Annotated in this window: 11 protein-coding genes; 8 read left to right on the top strand and 3 right to left on the bottom strand. The window is 61.5% G+C overall.

Going from position 1 to position 15,177, the window contains the following annotated elements; translation table 11 throughout:
• The first annotated feature begins 52 nt into the window (after window positions 1–52).
• Complete coding sequence (locus tag P3T25_RS06310) at window positions 53–1,000, top strand: helix-turn-helix domain-containing protein (RefSeq protein ID WP_154558248.1); 948 nt, start codon at window positions 53–55, stop codon at window positions 998–1,000.
• 50 nt (window positions 1,001–1,050) lie between these two features.
• On the top strand, window positions 1,051–1,464 hold the full coding sequence (locus tag P3T25_RS06315; protein WP_154558249.1) for a DUF3331 domain-containing protein: 414 nt from the start codon (window positions 1,051–1,053) through the stop codon (window positions 1,462–1,464).
• 87 nt (window positions 1,465–1,551) lie between these two features.
• On the opposite strand, the gene P3T25_RS06320 is transcribed toward P3T25_RS06315, so the two are convergent.
• The 3 genes from P3T25_RS06320 to P3T25_RS06330 form a co-directional block, all read right to left on the bottom strand.
• Window positions 1,552–3,021 carry an ATP-binding protein gene (locus tag P3T25_RS06320; RefSeq protein ID WP_154558250.1) on the bottom strand — a complete coding sequence of 490 codons (1,470 nt, stop codon included), beginning with the start codon at window positions 3,019–3,021 and terminating at the stop codon, window positions 1,552–1,554.
• Window positions 3,022–3,245: 224 nt separating this feature from the next.
• Window positions 3,246–4,247, bottom strand: coding sequence for a cytochrome d ubiquinol oxidase subunit II (locus P3T25_RS06325; RefSeq protein WP_154558251.1), 1,002 nt, complete (start codon window positions 4,245–4,247; stop codon window positions 3,246–3,248).
• Between the two features lie 25 nt (window positions 4,248–4,272).
• On the bottom strand, window positions 4,273–5,670 hold the full coding sequence (locus P3T25_RS06330) for a cytochrome ubiquinol oxidase subunit I (protein ID WP_171925570.1): 1,398 nt from the start codon (window positions 5,668–5,670) through the stop codon (window positions 4,273–4,275).
• A 318-nt stretch (window positions 5,671–5,988) separates the two neighbouring features.
• Here P3T25_RS06330 and P3T25_RS06335 point away from each other — a divergent pair, with 318 nt between their 5' ends.
• The 6 genes from P3T25_RS06335 (at window position 5,989) to P3T25_RS06360 (ending at window position 15,173) form a co-directional block, all read left to right on the top strand.
• Window positions 5,989–6,459: a hypothetical protein gene (locus tag P3T25_RS06335; RefSeq protein WP_154558253.1), complete on the top strand. Its 471-nt coding sequence runs from the start codon at window positions 5,989–5,991 to the stop codon at window positions 6,457–6,459.
• A gap of 263 nt (window positions 6,460–6,722) precedes the next feature.
• A complete protein-coding gene (locus P3T25_RS06340; protein ID WP_408516548.1) occupies window positions 6,723–8,228 on the top strand; it encodes an ATP-binding protein in 1,506 nt (501 codons plus the stop codon).
• 92 nt (window positions 8,229–8,320) lie between these two features.
• Window positions 8,321–8,947, top strand: a complete 627-nt coding sequence (locus P3T25_RS06345; protein ID WP_154558255.1) for a response regulator transcription factor — start codon at window positions 8,321–8,323, stop codon at window positions 8,945–8,947.
• Between the two features lie 76 nt (window positions 8,948–9,023).
• A complete protein-coding gene (locus P3T25_RS06350; RefSeq protein WP_154558256.1) occupies window positions 9,024–9,398 on the top strand; it encodes a response regulator transcription factor in 375 nt (124 codons plus the stop codon).
• Window positions 9,399–9,457: 59 nt separating this feature from the next.
• Window positions 9,458–10,138 carry a response regulator transcription factor gene (locus tag P3T25_RS06355; protein WP_154558257.1) on the top strand — a complete coding sequence of 227 codons (681 nt, stop codon included), beginning with the start codon at window positions 9,458–9,460 and terminating at the stop codon, window positions 10,136–10,138.
• Between the two features lie 25 nt (window positions 10,139–10,163).
• Window positions 10,164–15,173, top strand: coding sequence for an AAA family ATPase (locus P3T25_RS06360; protein ID WP_408516549.1), 5,010 nt, complete (start codon window positions 10,164–10,166; stop codon window positions 15,171–15,173).
• Window positions 15,174–15,177: the final 4 nt, after the last annotated feature.

Below are 15,177 nucleotides of genomic sequence, written 5' to 3' on the forward strand. Positions count from 1 at the left end.
ACAGGGCCCGATCAATTGGGCACTGTCTCACCACCAATCGGATGACCAGACCATGATCAGCTCGTTGACTTCGCCCGCTGCGCACGTCGTGCAGAGGAGTCGGGGTAGCCCGATCGCCGTGGAGGATCAATGGCGCACTCCCGGCGACACCGATGCCAGCGCGCGGCAGCGAAGGAATATTCTCGTCTCGCGCTGGACCCGGAACGATGCCCAGCCACTGGAGGTTGTCAATCCGGGCAGCGCCGCTCTCCATTGTGTCGCCATGAATCTGAAGTGCACGTCGCTGACGTTCGTTCACGCCGGCAGGACGCTCGTGCGTGGATGGGTGACTGCGGGCGCGGTGCAGATCACCGCACCGGAGGTGCCATGCAGCGCCGTGTTCGAGTCGCCGGGTGACGTCCTGCATCTATTCGTCTCCCAAGAGGTGCTTGGCGAATGCTTCGAAGACATGTTCGGCCACCCGCATGCGGGCGATATTCGTATCGACGATCCGAAGCTCGTGCGCGATCCGGCGCTCGAACGTCTCGGTCAGGCGCTTGCCGTGTCGCAGTCTGACGACGCCGCGCTCGGTCAGGTTTTCACGGACAGCGTCAGTCTCGCAATCGTATCGCGCGTGATCGCACGTCACTTCACGGTTGCCGAACGGCAGACCCGCGAAGCGAGTGCATTGCCGCCGTGGCGGCTCAGCCGCGCGATTGAATATGTCGACGCGCATTTGTCCGAGTCGATCGGTCTCGCGGACATTGCCAGCAGCGCGGGGTTGACCCGCATGCATTTCGCTTCGCAGTTCCGTCGCGCGACCGGCATGCGTCCGCACGAATACCTGTTGCGACGCCGGATCGAACACGCACAACATCTTCTAGCCCAGTCGAGACACAACGTGCTCGACGTTGCGTTGAGCTGCGGCTTCCGATCGCAGGCTCACTTTACGACGGTGTTCAAACGCCTGGTAGGGGAGACCCCATTTTGCTGGAGGAGGAAAACGAATGGCGATCGCTAAACAGAGCCGCCTCGATGATCAACCGGATTATCCGAAACAGGAGTGCAATCATGCTGGCGAATGCGAATTTCACCGATCCCTGGATGCAAACCCTTGGTTTGCTGTCTGTCCTGTCCGGCGGAGCCGACGCTGGCGTCAACGAATTGGCCGCGGCGGTTTCCCGGAACGGCCGCAAGAATTGCGAGCTGCCGGTCATGGGGAAACGCTTTGAAGTCCAGGTGCATGTGATCGACCGGCCGTCGAAGTCGACCGCAACGGTCATATGGCGCGACCCGACCCGCTGTTCCTATGGCGATCAGGTCTGGCACGCAAGCCGCGCGCGCGTGACCGGCGTTTGCGCCATGAGCGGACGCGGGATCCAGCCGGGCGATGCGATCTACAAGCCCCGGCCCTGCCGTCCCGTGCCGCTCAACTCCGGTGCGATGATTCTGCGCACCGTGCTCGACAACGCCGTCGCACTCTGAGCGCGACGCTTTAGTCGATCTGGCGGTCGAACGTTGCTTCCTTGGTGATTGACGACTCGCTGGTCATCCTTGCAGCCGCGCGTATCCCTATGCGATGACCAGCGAATCCGCCGCAGCGTCAGCAGCCGCGTGATGACGGTTGGCGCCCGCCGCGAAGTTCATCGACACAAATTGCGCATAGCGCGACGCAACCAGCCGCATGTCGGCTTTATCCCGCAGCTTGTCGGCGGCATAGGCGCGCGTGGACTCGAACAGCCGATACTTCGCTTCCGATTCGTCGAGAATGACGTTCACAAGCGATTTCGCCACCAGTTCGCCGATTCCATCGATCACATCCTCTTCGGGCAGTTCCGTATCGCACACGACGGCGCGCATCGAGTCGAAGGTGAACGGACTATTGAATAGGGACAGGCGCTGGAACAGGCACTGAGCGGTTTCGCTCAGTAGCGCAAAGCTTGCATCAAATGTTGCGCGCAACGTTCGGTGGCGTGGCATGGCGGTGCGATAGCCGCCGGTCAGAATCGCCAAACGGTCATCCAGGCGCCGACGCACACCTTCGACGCCCAGCGCCTCCGCACGGCCCGCGGCCAGCTCGATCGCAAGCGGGATGCCGTCCAGTCTGCGGCAAATCTCGCCGATCAGCTGAACTTCGCCCTTATCGGTGCAGACGTTTGCCTGCAGCGAATTCGCACGCTGAATGAACAGGTCGACGGCGGGACTTCGCAGAATGTCTGCATCGTTGGAATCGGCTTTCGGCACGTCCAGCGGGTCGACTTTGAAGAGCATCTCCGAGCGGATGCGCAATGGTTCCCGACTCGTGACCAGCACCCGCAGCGCATCGTTTTGCGAGAGCAACGGCTCGACGATTTCCGCAACGCTGCTGACGATATGCTCCGCGCTGTCGAGCAACAGCAGTCGTGGTGTTTCAGACAGCGCCGCTGCGAGAGACGGGACGGTAACGCTGCTGCTTTCCACCGGTAGCCCACAGCTTTCCATGATCGCGCGCAGCACGGCTTCTTTTGTGTTCAGCGGAGCCAACTCGACGAACGAGACGATTTCGTCGAACTGGGAAGCCAGCTGGTGGGCCACTTCAATCGCGAGACTGGTCTTGCCGACACCACCCGTGCCGGTCAGCGTCACGACCGGCGCTCGATCCAATGCTTCGCGCAATTGGCTGGCCGCGGCATCCCGTCCTACAAGCGCCGCGCGACGGGCCGGCAAGGACGGTTTCACCGTTGCCGGCGACCGGGGCTGGTCCGGCGCCGACTGAATCTGAGGCCGTGCAAGTTGGTATCCGCGACCGGGCACCGTGACGATGAGATCCCGATTCGCGCCGAGTACTTTGCGAAGCGCGGACATATGCACATCGATATTGCCTTCTTCGACGATGATGCCTGGCCATACTGCATTCATCAACTCGTCTCGCGTCACCAGACGCCCACCTGCGGAGACGATCACCGCAAGAATGTCGAAGGCGCGAGAACCGAGACGAACGAGCTGGCCATCCAGTTGCAAGCGACGCATTCCCAGATCAATGTCGAAACGTCCCAGTTTCATGATTGAGTGCCCCAATGTAGGAAGGTTAATGGTGTCCTGATCCGTCAGCACCTATTCTCATGGACGTGCCCCTTGGCGCGTCAGTTAACCTTTGCTAAGAACCGTTAGCAGCCCCGCCAGGCAGGCATTTGCGGCTGCGGCAGCGCGTTTGGCTACCCGCCGCCAGCATTGCCATGCGGTCGTCCAGCCGGCCGTACATCGGGCCTGGGCTGGACTTCAGACTCTTAATGCGACGGCCGCTCAGCCACGTGTGAACCAGCCGTTACCTTGCCGCGGAAGATGTAGTACTGATAGAGGTTGTAGCCGATCATCACCGGGAAGATGAGTCCGATCCCGATCAGCATGAACACGAGAGTCGAAGAGTCGGATGCTGCTTCGACGATGCCGAGCTTGCCCGGAATGAAGTCGGGAAAGAAGCTGACCGCGAGGCCAATGAACGACACACCGAACAGGGCGACCGACGCGCGGAATGGCGCGCGCGATCTTCCCATGGAGAGCGCGCCCACGACGTAGGCGAATGCGAACGCCGCGGCCGCGCCGAGCCCGATCAGCAGATGAAACACGCCGCGCTGGGTCCAGCGGTCATGGCCGACCGCGCTGATGAACCAGGTCGCGGCGGTCAGCAGCGCGGCCGCCGCGACCGTGACGAAGGCGCTCAGCAGCGCGAGACGGCGCGCCCATTGTTCGAGCTCCCCCACGGTCTTGTTGACGAGGTAGGTCGAGCCGAGCAATGAATAACCGGCCACCACGCCGACCGCCGAAACGGTGACGAACACGCCGCTCCGTTCGCCCGGCAGGAATCCCGTGATGACCTTGCCGAGCACCACGCCCTGAGCGATCGCGGCGATGAGACTGCCGATGCCGAAGACCTTGTCCCACAGTGGACCGTGCGTCGCGCTATGACGGAATTCGATCGCGGAGCCGCGCATGATCAGACCTGCGATGAGCGCCATGACCGGCAGATACAGATCCTGCAAAAGCCGCGCATACGCCTCGGGGAATGCCCCGAAAAGCGCACCGCCGAGCACGACGAGCCACGTTTCGTTGGCGTCCCAGACGTGGCCGATCGTCTGCACCATCACGTCGTGATCTTCGCGGCGCTTGCGTAGCAGGCTGAGTATGCCGATGCCGAGGTCGAAGCCGTCGGTGACCACGTAGAACGCCAGCATCAGGCCGATCAGGCCGAACCAGGTGAATGCGAGCGTCGTGTGAATCGCGTTGTCCATGAGATGTCCTCGTAACGGGAATGGGTTAGTACCCGGTAACGGTCGCCGCGGCTTCGGCTTTGACTGGCGCGGGCGGGATCAACGTGAGATCGGGACCGGTGCGCAGCCAGTTGCGCGCGAGCACGAAGAAGGTGAGCAGCAGCACCACATAGAAGGCGAAGAACATCACCATGCTCAGGGTCACCGACGTCGGCGCCACACTCGACACAGCGTCTTTCGTGCGTAACAGCCCGTACACGACCCAAGGTTGGCGGCCTACCTCGCGCACGATCCAGCCGGCCTCGACCGCCGCATAGGGCAGGGGAATGCACAGGACCCATGCGAGCAGTAGCTTGCGTTGAGCGAGCAGGCGCTCGAGGTCGCCGCGCGTCTTGCGCAGCACGTACGCAGTCCAGAACGCCAGCGCCATGAAAGCGAAGCCGATGCCGGCCATCACACGAAACGCGTAATACAGCAGCGGAATCATCGGCGGCTGCTCGGCCGGCGGGAAATCGGTGAGGCCTTTGACCTGGCCGTGCAGCGTATGGGTGCTGAGAATGCTCAGCATTCCCGGCACTTCAATCGACCAGTCGTTGCGCTGCGCCTTCTGGTTCGGCCATGCGAGCAACGACCATGACGCACCGGTGCCGGGCTTGTTCGTGATCCAGTTGCCTTCAATCGCCGCGCCCTTTGCCGGCTGCGTTTTGAATACGCTGCCGCCGCTCGAATCGCCGAGCCAGATCTGGATCGGCGCGGCGAATACGAGCACCAGCAGCGCGATCTTGAATGAGCGTGCGAAGAAATCCGGATTACGGCGTTTGAACAGATTCCACGCGGAAATGCCGGCGATCACGAACATGCCGGTTTCGATCGCCGCGACCCACATGTGCGTGACCCCCCAGACCATATCCGGATTGAAGATCGCGGCAGCGTAGTCGGTCACGACGATCTTGCCGTTCTGGACCGTAATGCCCGCCGGCGTTTGCATCCACGAATTGGCGACCATGATCCAGAAGGCGGAGATGCTGGAGCCCAGCGCGACCATCGAGGTGGCGAAGAGATGCACGCCGCGCGGCACGCGTCCCCAGCCGCGCAGCATCACGCCGATGAAACCTGCTTCGAGCATGAAAGCCATCGCGCCTTCGAAGCCGAGGATGTTGCCGAAGAACTGTCCGCTGTAACGGGAAAAGCCGGCCCAGTTGGTGCCGAACTGGAACTCCATCGGGATGCCGCTGACCACGCCCACCGCAAAGTTCAGCACCAGCAGCTTGCTCCAGAAGCGCGCTTGCCGATAGTAATGGATGTTATCGGTGCGCAGCCACAATACTTCGATCAGTACGAGGAAGGCCGAAAGACTGATGGTCAGGATCGGCCACATGATGTGAAAAAGGGCTGTCATAGCGAACTGGGCGCGCGACAGATCGAGTACGCCAGTGAGATGCATGATGAACTCCCGCGGTGCGAAGCGTGACTTGACGTTCGTTGAGGAACATGAAGTGCAGATCATGGCTCGCTGTTGCGCACGGTGCTTGTTCAAACGCCCGCCCGTTTCATATTCGCACGCCGATCGGTACGCGCGCCACGCACGCCGAATGCGGCGCCTTGTGTGCCGTGCATTTTCGAAACCGCACAGGCGATCTGGAAAGATCGGCGGATCAGGCGGCCGAATAATGTTCTCAACACGCAGAGGCGGCTTGAACGTTGGCGGCAGCGTCCCCGCGGTCTTCGCGTCAGAGTCCGAGAAGAAACCTGGAGAACCATCATGCGCTACCTGGACAATACACAACACGACATGAATCGAAGCGATCCGGCGTTCCTGCGGGATGCCGATCTGGCCGATATGAAGGCGTGGCCCGCGTCCGATCTGCCGGCGCCTGATGCGCCGGTACTCGGGCGATGGACACGGCGGGTGGTCATCGCGACGGCCGTCTGGTCGCTCTGCGAGCTTCCATTTGAGGTCTGGTTCAGTCGCACCACACAGGAGGCAGTCTGCTGCGTCGCGGCAAAGGCGCTATGGCTGGCGCTCGTGTCCTTCGTTCTGGCCGGAAGCCGTTCAGCGCGCATCGCCTATGCGTTTATTTGCACGATTGGATTGATGGCCGTTGCATTCGGCCTGCCTGCCGAATACCGGGTGTTTCCGCTGGGATTCCTGCTGTCTTCGGTGGAGTGCGTATTAAAGGCAACGGCATTCGTTTGCCTTGTGTCCGCGGGCATCTATCCCGAGGAGGCGTGATCCTGCGAACGCATGAGGAAGTCATACCAAGGTGTGATGTGAGGACGCGGCCTGGTGTGGCTAATGCGCCCCGGACCGCTTCTGGCGGGTTTGAGCCGTGGCCCGCCGCAACCGTGGGTACGTATCCCTATGGGTAATAGATTCGGATGATTTTCCCAATTAGTATGGTTCTAACGACGCAAGCCTCACTCCGGCAACGTAAGTGCCAAGGGTGCGGACTTCGAACGTGCCCGTCCCGCTAATCAACCAGGCGTGAGTGCAGCATGATAAAGATCGGTCGAGTAACAGTGTCGCTGGACATGCGCGAGGTGTACCTGGATGATCGGCTGGTCCAGGTCGGGTCAAGGGCATTCGATATCCTCGAGCTGCTGATCCAGGCGAGGGGCAAGACTGTCACGAAAGACGAGATTCTTCGGCGCGTGTGGCCGAATTCGGTGGTGGAAGAAAATAATATCCATGTCCAACTGTCGGCGCTCAGGAGGATCCTGGGAGCGGACAAACAGGCGATTCGCACGATCTCGGGGCGGGGTTACCGGCTCGCCATTCCAACCGAAGGCAATGAGCCGGCTGCTCTCGCCGGAGCCGTTCAGGGCGGACAGGCAGGCGCGACGCGCGTGAGCGGTCTGCCGATTTGCCATGCGCCATTGATTGGGCGCGAAGGCGCAATGGCTGAAATCACGCGGGCCTTGAATGGGACGCCGATTGTCACCTTGCTTGGACCAGGGGGCATCGGCAAGACGCAACTCGGCATCGCGGTGGCGAGGTCGATCGCGGCTCTGTCGGACAGGGAAGTGTGCTTCATCACGCTGGCCGCGGTGGAGAACGCCCAGCGCGTTGTCAGCATGATCGCCGAAGCGCTGGGCGTCGGCCGTGCCGATGGCGACGTTCCGCTACAGTCGCTCGTCGCCGCGGTCCAGGGGCGCAAATTGCTGGTCGTGCTGGACAACTGCGAGCATGTGATCGAATCGGCGGCAACCGTGTGCGAACTGCTTGTCCAGGCAAGCGCGGACCTGCGCATTCTGACGACGAGCCGCGAGCCGTTGCGAACTCGGGACGAGAAATTCTATTGGGTCGCGCCGCTTGACACGCCGGGCGCCGAGGCAGGCCCGGAGGCAATTTCAGACTGCAGTTCGGTACGGATGTTTCTGGCGCAGATGCGCGCACTCAATGCCGGCGTTGACACCGACCCTGGCAGCCTCGACATGGTCGCGACGATCTGCCGCCGGCTCGACGGCTTGCCGCTTGCGCTCGAACTGGCAGCGGCCCGTGCGGCAGTGTTCGGCATCCGCAAGACGGTTTCCGAGCTCGACGACCGGTTCCAGTTTCTGACGGGCGGCCGTCGTACTGCGCCGCCACGGCAGCAGACGCTGGAGGCTACGCTCGACTGGAGCTATCAGCTTCTCAGCGCGACGGAGCGGACCGTGCTGCACCGGCTCGGTATTTTGCCGGCAAGGTTTTCCCTTGATGCGGCCTGTGCCGTTGCTGCCTGTCAGCGCCTGTCGCCCGCCGAAGTGACGGAGGCGATTGTCGGCCTTGCTTCCAAGTGCGTCGTCATGACAACCTTCGACAGCAGGGCCAAAGAATATTTCCTGCTCGAATCGACGCGCGAATATGCCCTGCGAAAACTGTACGAATCGGACGAGGCGGATGACGTGCTGACGAGAAACGCGGCCTATCTGGCGCGGTCTTACCAGCAGCCTTACGAGCGCGGTTTCAGGCCGGCGACGCTTGGCAGCAGCCTTGCGGCGAAATCCGCCGCAGCGCGGTGAAGTGGGCGGCAATGAGACTTGGAGAGGGCCTTTCGGAGCCTGGCCTCATGTACCATGACGGCACTCAAATCCCAATTTCTCTGGAATCTGAAATGCCGGGTCCTTCGCAGCACGAGTCGATGGTGTATGTGATCGACGACGAAGAAATGGTGCGCGACGCGCTATGGCGCCTGCTGCGCTCAGCGGGTTTCAACGCGCAGGGTTTTGCGTCGCCCGCCGAGATACTGTCAAAAGATTTGCCCAGTGTGCCCATGTGCATCCTGCTGGATATGAACCTGCAATCCACGACCGGCTTCGACGTCCAGAGCCAGCTCGCGCAGAAGGGCGTGCAGGTGCCGATTATTTTTCTGACCGGGTACGGGTCCATTCCGATGTCGGTGCGTGCGATCAAGGCGGGCGCGCATGAATTCCTCACCAAACCGATCGACGACGAAGAACTGCTCGACGCGGTCAGGCGGGCGCTTGCACAGGACGAGGCCAACCTCGCGGAGCGCGCATTCAACGCGGAGGTGCTGCAGCGTGCCGCGTCGCTGACGCCGCGTGAAAGGGATGTCTTCGAACTCGCGGTGGAAGGCAGGATGATCAAGCAGATCGCGCATGAGCTGGGCACGCAGGAAGTGACGGTGAAGGTGCACAAACGGCGCGTGATGACCAAGATGCGGGCAAAGACCCTCATTGAGCTGGCGAAAATGTGGGAATTGATACGTCGGACGCGGTGAGCATCCTGATGCAGTAAATATCGCGCCGGATATTTGTCTCTGTTACTACGTCGGCGCAATTGGAGTATTGGCAGCTATGAGCTTTGTTTGCATCGTCGACGATGACGCCTCGGTACGAAGTGGCGTCGGGAACCTGCTTAAGGCAGTGGGTTATACGAGTATGACGTTTTCATCGGGAGAGGAATTCCTCGCCTCCCCGATGGTCGACGATGCGCTGTGTGTTTTACTCGACCTTAGAATGCAAGGCATGCAGGGTCTCGAAGTGCAACGGCAACTGAACGCGGAACAACGGCGTATCCCTGTCGTGTTCATGTCCGCGCATGGCGACGACGAGTCGGTGCAGCGGGCGATGGAACACGGCGCGGTCAGTTTCCTGCGCAAACCCTTTGCGGAAGAGGTATTGCTCGATTCGATCGAGCTTGCTATCGGGCGCAAGAGCGGGGCGCACTGAACCCGGGTGAGCCTGGACGCCGGGGCGATTAGGGAGGGTTTTGGAGTTCTCGAATTAAAATGAAAATCTTGCTCGTCGAAGATAACGAACAGGTCGCCGGATTTCTGAAAAAAGGCCTGATGGAGGCGGGGCATGTGGCCGATTGCGCGGACAACGGCCGTGACGGCATGCTCTTCGCTGAAAGCGAGACCTATGACGCAATTATCATGGATCGCATGCTTCCCGGCGGTATCGACGGTCTGGGAATCATCGCACGCTTGCGCGCAGCGGGAAATCGCGTCCCCATTCTGATCGTGAGCGCGCTAGACGAGGTTGACGAGCGGATTCGCGGGTTGAAGGCGGGCGGCGACGACTACGTCGTCAAGCCGTTTGCGTTCGGCGAGGTGCTAGCGAGGCTCGAAGCGCTGGTGCGCCGCTCGGACGAGAGCTACGCGGAAACCGCGTTGAAGGTGGGCGATCTCTCGATCGATCTGCTCGCACGCAAAGCGGCGCGCGCCGGCAAGCCGATCGCGCTGAAGCCGCGCGAATTCAAGTTGCTCGAATACCTGATGCGGCACGCGGACCAGGTCGTCACGCGTACCATGCTGCTCGAAAATATCTGGGACTATCACTTTGATCCGCAAACGAACGTGATCGATGTGCATGTGAGCAAGTTGCGTCACAAGATCGATGCGGGGTTCGAGCGGTCCTTGCTGAGGACGGTTCGCAATGCAGGCTATGTGTTGACGGCGAACGATTAGTCCGACAGTGGCGGGCGGGAGCGGCATGATTGAGTTGTCAGATTTCAGATTCGAGACGCTCTGTGACGATGGCGAGTTCGTACTATCCCGGATCAACAGGCACGACGGCGCCCAGACATGGCTGACTGTCAGCTTGGCGGCCCTGCAGCCCGCGGCCAACAGTCAGGCACGTCTTGAACAGGCTTATGAGTTGCGCAGCCAGCTCGACGGCCGCTTCCTCACCCGGCCGCATGCGCTGATCGAGTACCGTGGGAGTGCCGCGCTGGTACTCGAAGACCCCGGGGGTGTCTCGCTTTCTGCGATGCCGATGGGTTCGCTAGCGCTCGGCCGCTTCCTCGCGATGGCCGGAAATCTCGCTGCGGCGCTCGGCGCGCTGCACGGACGTGGTCTTGTTCACAAGGACATCAGGCCGGCAAACGTTCTCGTCAACGCGGAAACGGGGAGCGTGGCGCTGACCGGCTTCGGCATCGCCTCACGCGCTTTTGGCGAGGCGCCGGCGAGCGTGCTGTCTGACGTCACAGCGGGAGCGCTCGCCTACCTCGCGCCTGAGCAGACCGGTCGCATGAATCGTCCGGTCGATTCGCGCGCCGACCTCTATTCGCTGGGTATCACGTTCTACGAAATGCTGACCGGCGAGTTTCCCTATCACGCGAACTCGCCCAGTGAATGGATTCACTGCCACATCGCCAGACCGCCGATTCCATTGAACGAACGCGCGAGCGATGTGCCGTCCCCGCTCGCCGCAATTGTCACGCGCCTGCTCGCGAAAACCGCCGAGGACCGGTATCAAACCGCAAAAGGCCTTGAAAGCGATCTGCGCCGCTGTCTCGATGCGTGGGAGCAAACGGGACGTATCGACCCATTTCCGCTCGGCGCACAGGATGCCCCTGAGCGCTTGCTCATTCCGGAGCGGTTGTATGGACGCGAAGCGCAGACATCCGCATTGAATGCTGCGTTCGACCGTGTGGTGCAGCAAGGCAAGGCCGAACTTGTGCTGGTATCGGGATATTCCGGTATCGGCAAATCGTCGCTAGTGCATGAACTGAAAAAAAAGCTCGGGCTCTCTCATGGGCACTTCGCCGCCGGCAAATTCGAGCAGTACAAGCGCGACATTCCCTATACGACGCTCGGGCAGGCGTTTCAAAGCCTGACGCGGCAAATACTCGACAGGGGGCAGGCAGAGTTCGCGTATTGGCGCGAGCGGCTAAGCGAAGCAGTCGGTTCGAACGGACAATTGATCGTCAACCTGATTCCGGAAGTGGAAAAAATCATCGGTCCGCAGCCGGCCGTGCCGGAACTTCCGGCGCAGGATGCACAGATTCGATTTCACGGGGTATTCGGACGTTTTATCGGCGCCTTGACGCACGTCGATCATCCGCTCGTGCTCTTTCTGGACGATCTCCAATGGCTCGACGCCGGCACGATCTGCCTGCTCGAGAGTCTTCTTGCCACGCCGAAGCTGCCGAGTCTCCTGCTCGTCGGCGCCTATCGCGACAACGAAGTGGGTCCCGCGCACCCGCTCAGCCGTGCACTGGCTGCGATCCGCAAGTTGGGCGTGCCGGTTCACGATATCGTGCTGACGCCCCTGCAAGTAGGCGATGTGGCGCGCCTGATCGGCGAAACACTGCACGCCGGGACGGCTGAAGTGCTTGGCCTCGCGCAATTCATGTTGGAGAAGACGGGCGGCAACCCCTTTTTCACGGTGCAGTTTCTCAAGACGCTTGCCGACGAGCATCACCTGGTGTTCGATCCGGTGCGGCGCAGATGGGGATGGGACGTCGCGCGCCTTCGCGAGGCGCGCTTCTCGGATAGCGTCGTCGACCTGATGGTCGGCAAGATCGGACGTGTGCCGGATATCACGCAGACCGCGCTCAAACAATTTGCGTGTTTCGGCAACAGTGCGACGACCGCGATGCTCACGCGTGTCGGGGGTACGTCCGACACAGCCGTGCATCGCGCACTCGCCGAGGCGGTGGAAGCCGGCCTCGTGTTTCGGCGTGAGCACGGCTACGCATTTCTTCACGACCGCGTGCGGGAAGCGGCCTACGCGCTGATTCCCGCCGGTGAGCGCGCGGCCGCCCATCTGGGCATCGGTCGCATGTTCGCGACTAGCGCGACGGCGGCGGATCTCGAACAGAATATCTTCGAGATCGTCAACCAGTACAACCGCGCGGCCGAACTCATCCACGACCCGGCGGAGCGCGAACGGGTCGTGGAATTCAATCTGATTGCCGGGCGGCGTGCGAAGACATCGTCTGCCTACGCGTCGGCGGCGGCTTACCTGTCGGCGGGCAGCGCGATGCTCGGCGCTGAGGCTTGGGTTACCCGCTATTCACTCAAGTTCGCACTGGAAAGTAGCCTTGCGGAGTGCGAGTTTCTGACCGGCGACACGGACTCGGCCAAAGAGCGGCTATCGAACCTGTCGAGGCGTGCTGTTACGCTGGCTGACCGCGCTGCCGTGACGTGGCTGCGAGTGACCCTGTTCACCGCGCTCGATCAAAGCGACCGGGCAGTGGAAATCTGCCTGGATTATCTGCGCGATGTCGGGATTGACTGGGACCCGCACCCCACCCGCGAGCAGGCGCGCAGCGAATACGACCGGCTTCTGCTGCAAATCGGCGAGTCGCCGATCGAATCGCTGATCGATCTGCCGCTGCTCACCGATACCGACCGGCGCGCGACCCTGGACGTGCTCACAGCGGTCTTGCCGCCGGCGTTCTTCAGCGATGAAAACCTGGTCTGTCTCGTGTTGTCCCGTATGGCGAATCTGAGTCTCGAGCATGGCAACTGCGACGCGTCGTCGATCGGCTATGCCTACCTCGGCATGGTGGCCGGCCCGGTGTTCGGTGATTACGAGGCAGGGTTCCGCTTTGGCCAGCTTGGCTTGGGTCTCGTCGACGAACGCGGTCTGCAACGCTTCAAGCCCCGCGTGTATATGTGCTTTGCTTATCACGTGATGCCGTGGACCAGGCATATTCGCGCGGGACTTCCGCTCTTGCGGCGTGCGTTCGATGCCGCGAGTGAGAGCGGGGACCTCACGTACACCGGCTTCAGCAGTTGCTGCCTGGTGACCAGCCTACTGGCTGCGGGCGATCCGCTCCCCGACGTCGAACGCGAAGCCCAGCAGCGCCTGGGTGTGGTGCAAGCCGCGAAATTTGGGCTGATTGTCGATATCATCGGCGCGCAGTTGCAACTCATTCGAACCTTGCGCGGCCTGACCGCCACGTTTGGGTCCTTCAATGACGAAGCGTTCGACGAAGCGGCATTCGAGCAGCATCTCGAAGCCGATCCGTGCCTGGCGATTGCAACATGCTGGTACTGGATTCGCAAACTGCAAGGGCGCTATTTCGCCGGGGATATAGCGCAGGCGCTGGCGGCCGCGACGAAGGCGGCCCCCTTGTTGTGGACTTCATCCGGGCACTTCGAGCTTGCCGAGTACCATTTCTACGCCGCACTCGCACGAGCGCGCCGGCACGACGATGCGACGCCCGAGGAGCAGGCGGAGCAATTCCGCGAACTCGTCGAGCATCACGCCAGACTCGCGACCTGGGCCGAACACTGTCCGAGTAATTTCGCCAGCCGCGCAGCATTGGTCGCCGGCGAGATTGCGCGCATCAAGGGGAACGAATTCGAGGCGATGCGTGAATACGAAAGCGCAATCCGTCTCGCGCGTGAGCACGAGTCCTCCCTGATCGAAGCGCTTGCGCACGAAATTGCCGGAACGTTCTTTATGGCGCGCGGATTCGCGACTATCGCGTTCGTCTATCTCGGCAATGCGCGGCTTGCCTACCTTCGGTGGGGGGCGCTGGCCAAGGTTCAGTCGCTTGACCGGCGTTATCCGAATCTGGTCCGTGAACTGGCGAACGACGCACCAACGCGGAGCTTTGTCGCGCAACAACTTGATGTCGAGACGGTCGTCAAGGCGTCCCAGGCCATTTCGGGTGAGATTGCGTTCGAAAAGCTGATTCATACGCTGATGACCATCGTGCTGGAGCATGCCGGCGCGGGACGGGCGCTGCTTGTTTTGCCGCGTGCGGAGACATTGTGGATCGAAGCGGAAGCGCTGGCGGGTCGCGAAGGCGTGGAGGTGCATCTTCAAAGCGAAGTCGTGACACCGCGCCACTTGCCCGCATCGATTCTGCATCACAGCATTCGCACCCAGGAACGTGTACTGCTCGACGACGCATCGCTGCCCAATCCGTTTTCGGCGGACGAATACCTGCGCTCAAGCCGTTCTCGCGCCGTTCTGTGTCTTCCGCTCATGAAGCAGGCGAAACTGATCGGTGTGCTGTATCTGGAAAACGACCTCGCACCGGGCGTGTTCACACCGCCACGCATCGCCGTGCTCGACCTTCTGGCGTCGCAGGCCGCGATTTCTCTTGAAAACGCGTCGCTGGAAGAGAAAGAAGCGCTGCTCGAAGAGAAGGAGGCGCTGCTGCAGGAAGTCCACCATCGGGTGAAGAACAATCTGCAACTGATCAGCAGTCTGCTCAATCTGCAGGCGTCGCGCGTAACCGACAGGTCGGTCGCCGAACTCTTCGCGGATAGCCGCAACCGCGTGCGGTCGATGGCGCTGGTGCACGAGAACCTGTATCGCGCGGGCAACTTCGCGCGCATTGTGATGGCGACGCACGTGAAGAACCTGTGCGGTCATCTTGCGCGCGCCTACGATATGCGTCAGATGGCAGTGGAATTGCAGATCGAGGTTGACGATGTGCAACTGGACATGAACCGGGCGGTATCCTGCGGCCTGATTATCAACGAACTGGTTTCCAACGCCTTGAAACACGCGTTTCCGGATGGGCGTAGCGGCTGCGTGCGCGTGGAACTCGGACTGGTCGGCGAAGGGCGGTGCAGGCTGGCTGTTGCCGATGACGGCGTTGGCATCGCGCCGGAATTTTCGCTCGACGAAGCCGACTCGCTTGGGTTGCAGCTGGTCCACGATCTCACGCATCAACTGCACGGAACGCTGGAACTAAGCCGCATGGGTGGCACGACATGCAGCATTCTTTTCAACGCAAACGGACGTGGATAAGCGC

It is taken from the genome of Paraburkholderia sp. GAS32, from assembly GCF_050434225.1.
GTDB lineage: Bacteria > Pseudomonadota > Gammaproteobacteria > Burkholderiales > Burkholderiaceae > Paraburkholderia > Paraburkholderia madseniana.

Bases quoted from the DNA above. Each gene is read 5' to 3' on its own strand.
- P3T25_RS06310 (WP_154558248.1), top strand. From the start codon at position 53: ATGATCAGCTCGTTGACTTCGCCCGCTGCGCACGTCGTGCAGAGGAGT.
- P3T25_RS06315 (WP_154558249.1), top strand. From the start codon at position 1,051: ATGCTGGCGAATGCGAATTTCACCGATCCCTGGATGCAAACCCTTGGT.
- P3T25_RS06320 (WP_154558250.1), bottom strand. From the start codon at position 3,021: ATGAAACTGGGACGTTTCGACATTGATCTGGGAATGCGTCGCTTGCAA.
- P3T25_RS06325 (WP_154558251.1), bottom strand. From the start codon at position 4,247: ATGGACAACGCGATTCACACGACGCTCGCATTCACCTGGTTCGGCCTG.
- P3T25_RS06330 (WP_171925570.1), bottom strand. From the start codon at position 5,670: ATGCATCTCACTGGCGTACTCGATCTGTCGCGCGCCCAGTTCGCTATG.
- P3T25_RS06335 (WP_154558253.1), top strand. From the start codon at position 5,989: ATGCGCTACCTGGACAATACACAACACGACATGAATCGAAGCGATCCG.
- P3T25_RS06340 (WP_408516548.1), top strand. From the start codon at position 6,723: ATGATAAAGATCGGTCGAGTAACAGTGTCGCTGGACATGCGCGAGGTG.
- P3T25_RS06345 (WP_154558255.1), top strand. From the start codon at position 8,321: ATGCCGGGTCCTTCGCAGCACGAGTCGATGGTGTATGTGATCGACGAC.
- P3T25_RS06350 (WP_154558256.1), top strand. From the start codon at position 9,024: ATGAGCTTTGTTTGCATCGTCGACGATGACGCCTCGGTACGAAGTGGC.
- P3T25_RS06355 (WP_154558257.1), top strand. From the start codon at position 9,458: ATGAAAATCTTGCTCGTCGAAGATAACGAACAGGTCGCCGGATTTCTG.
- P3T25_RS06360 (WP_408516549.1), top strand. From the start codon at position 10,164: ATGATTGAGTTGTCAGATTTCAGATTCGAGACGCTCTGTGACGATGGC.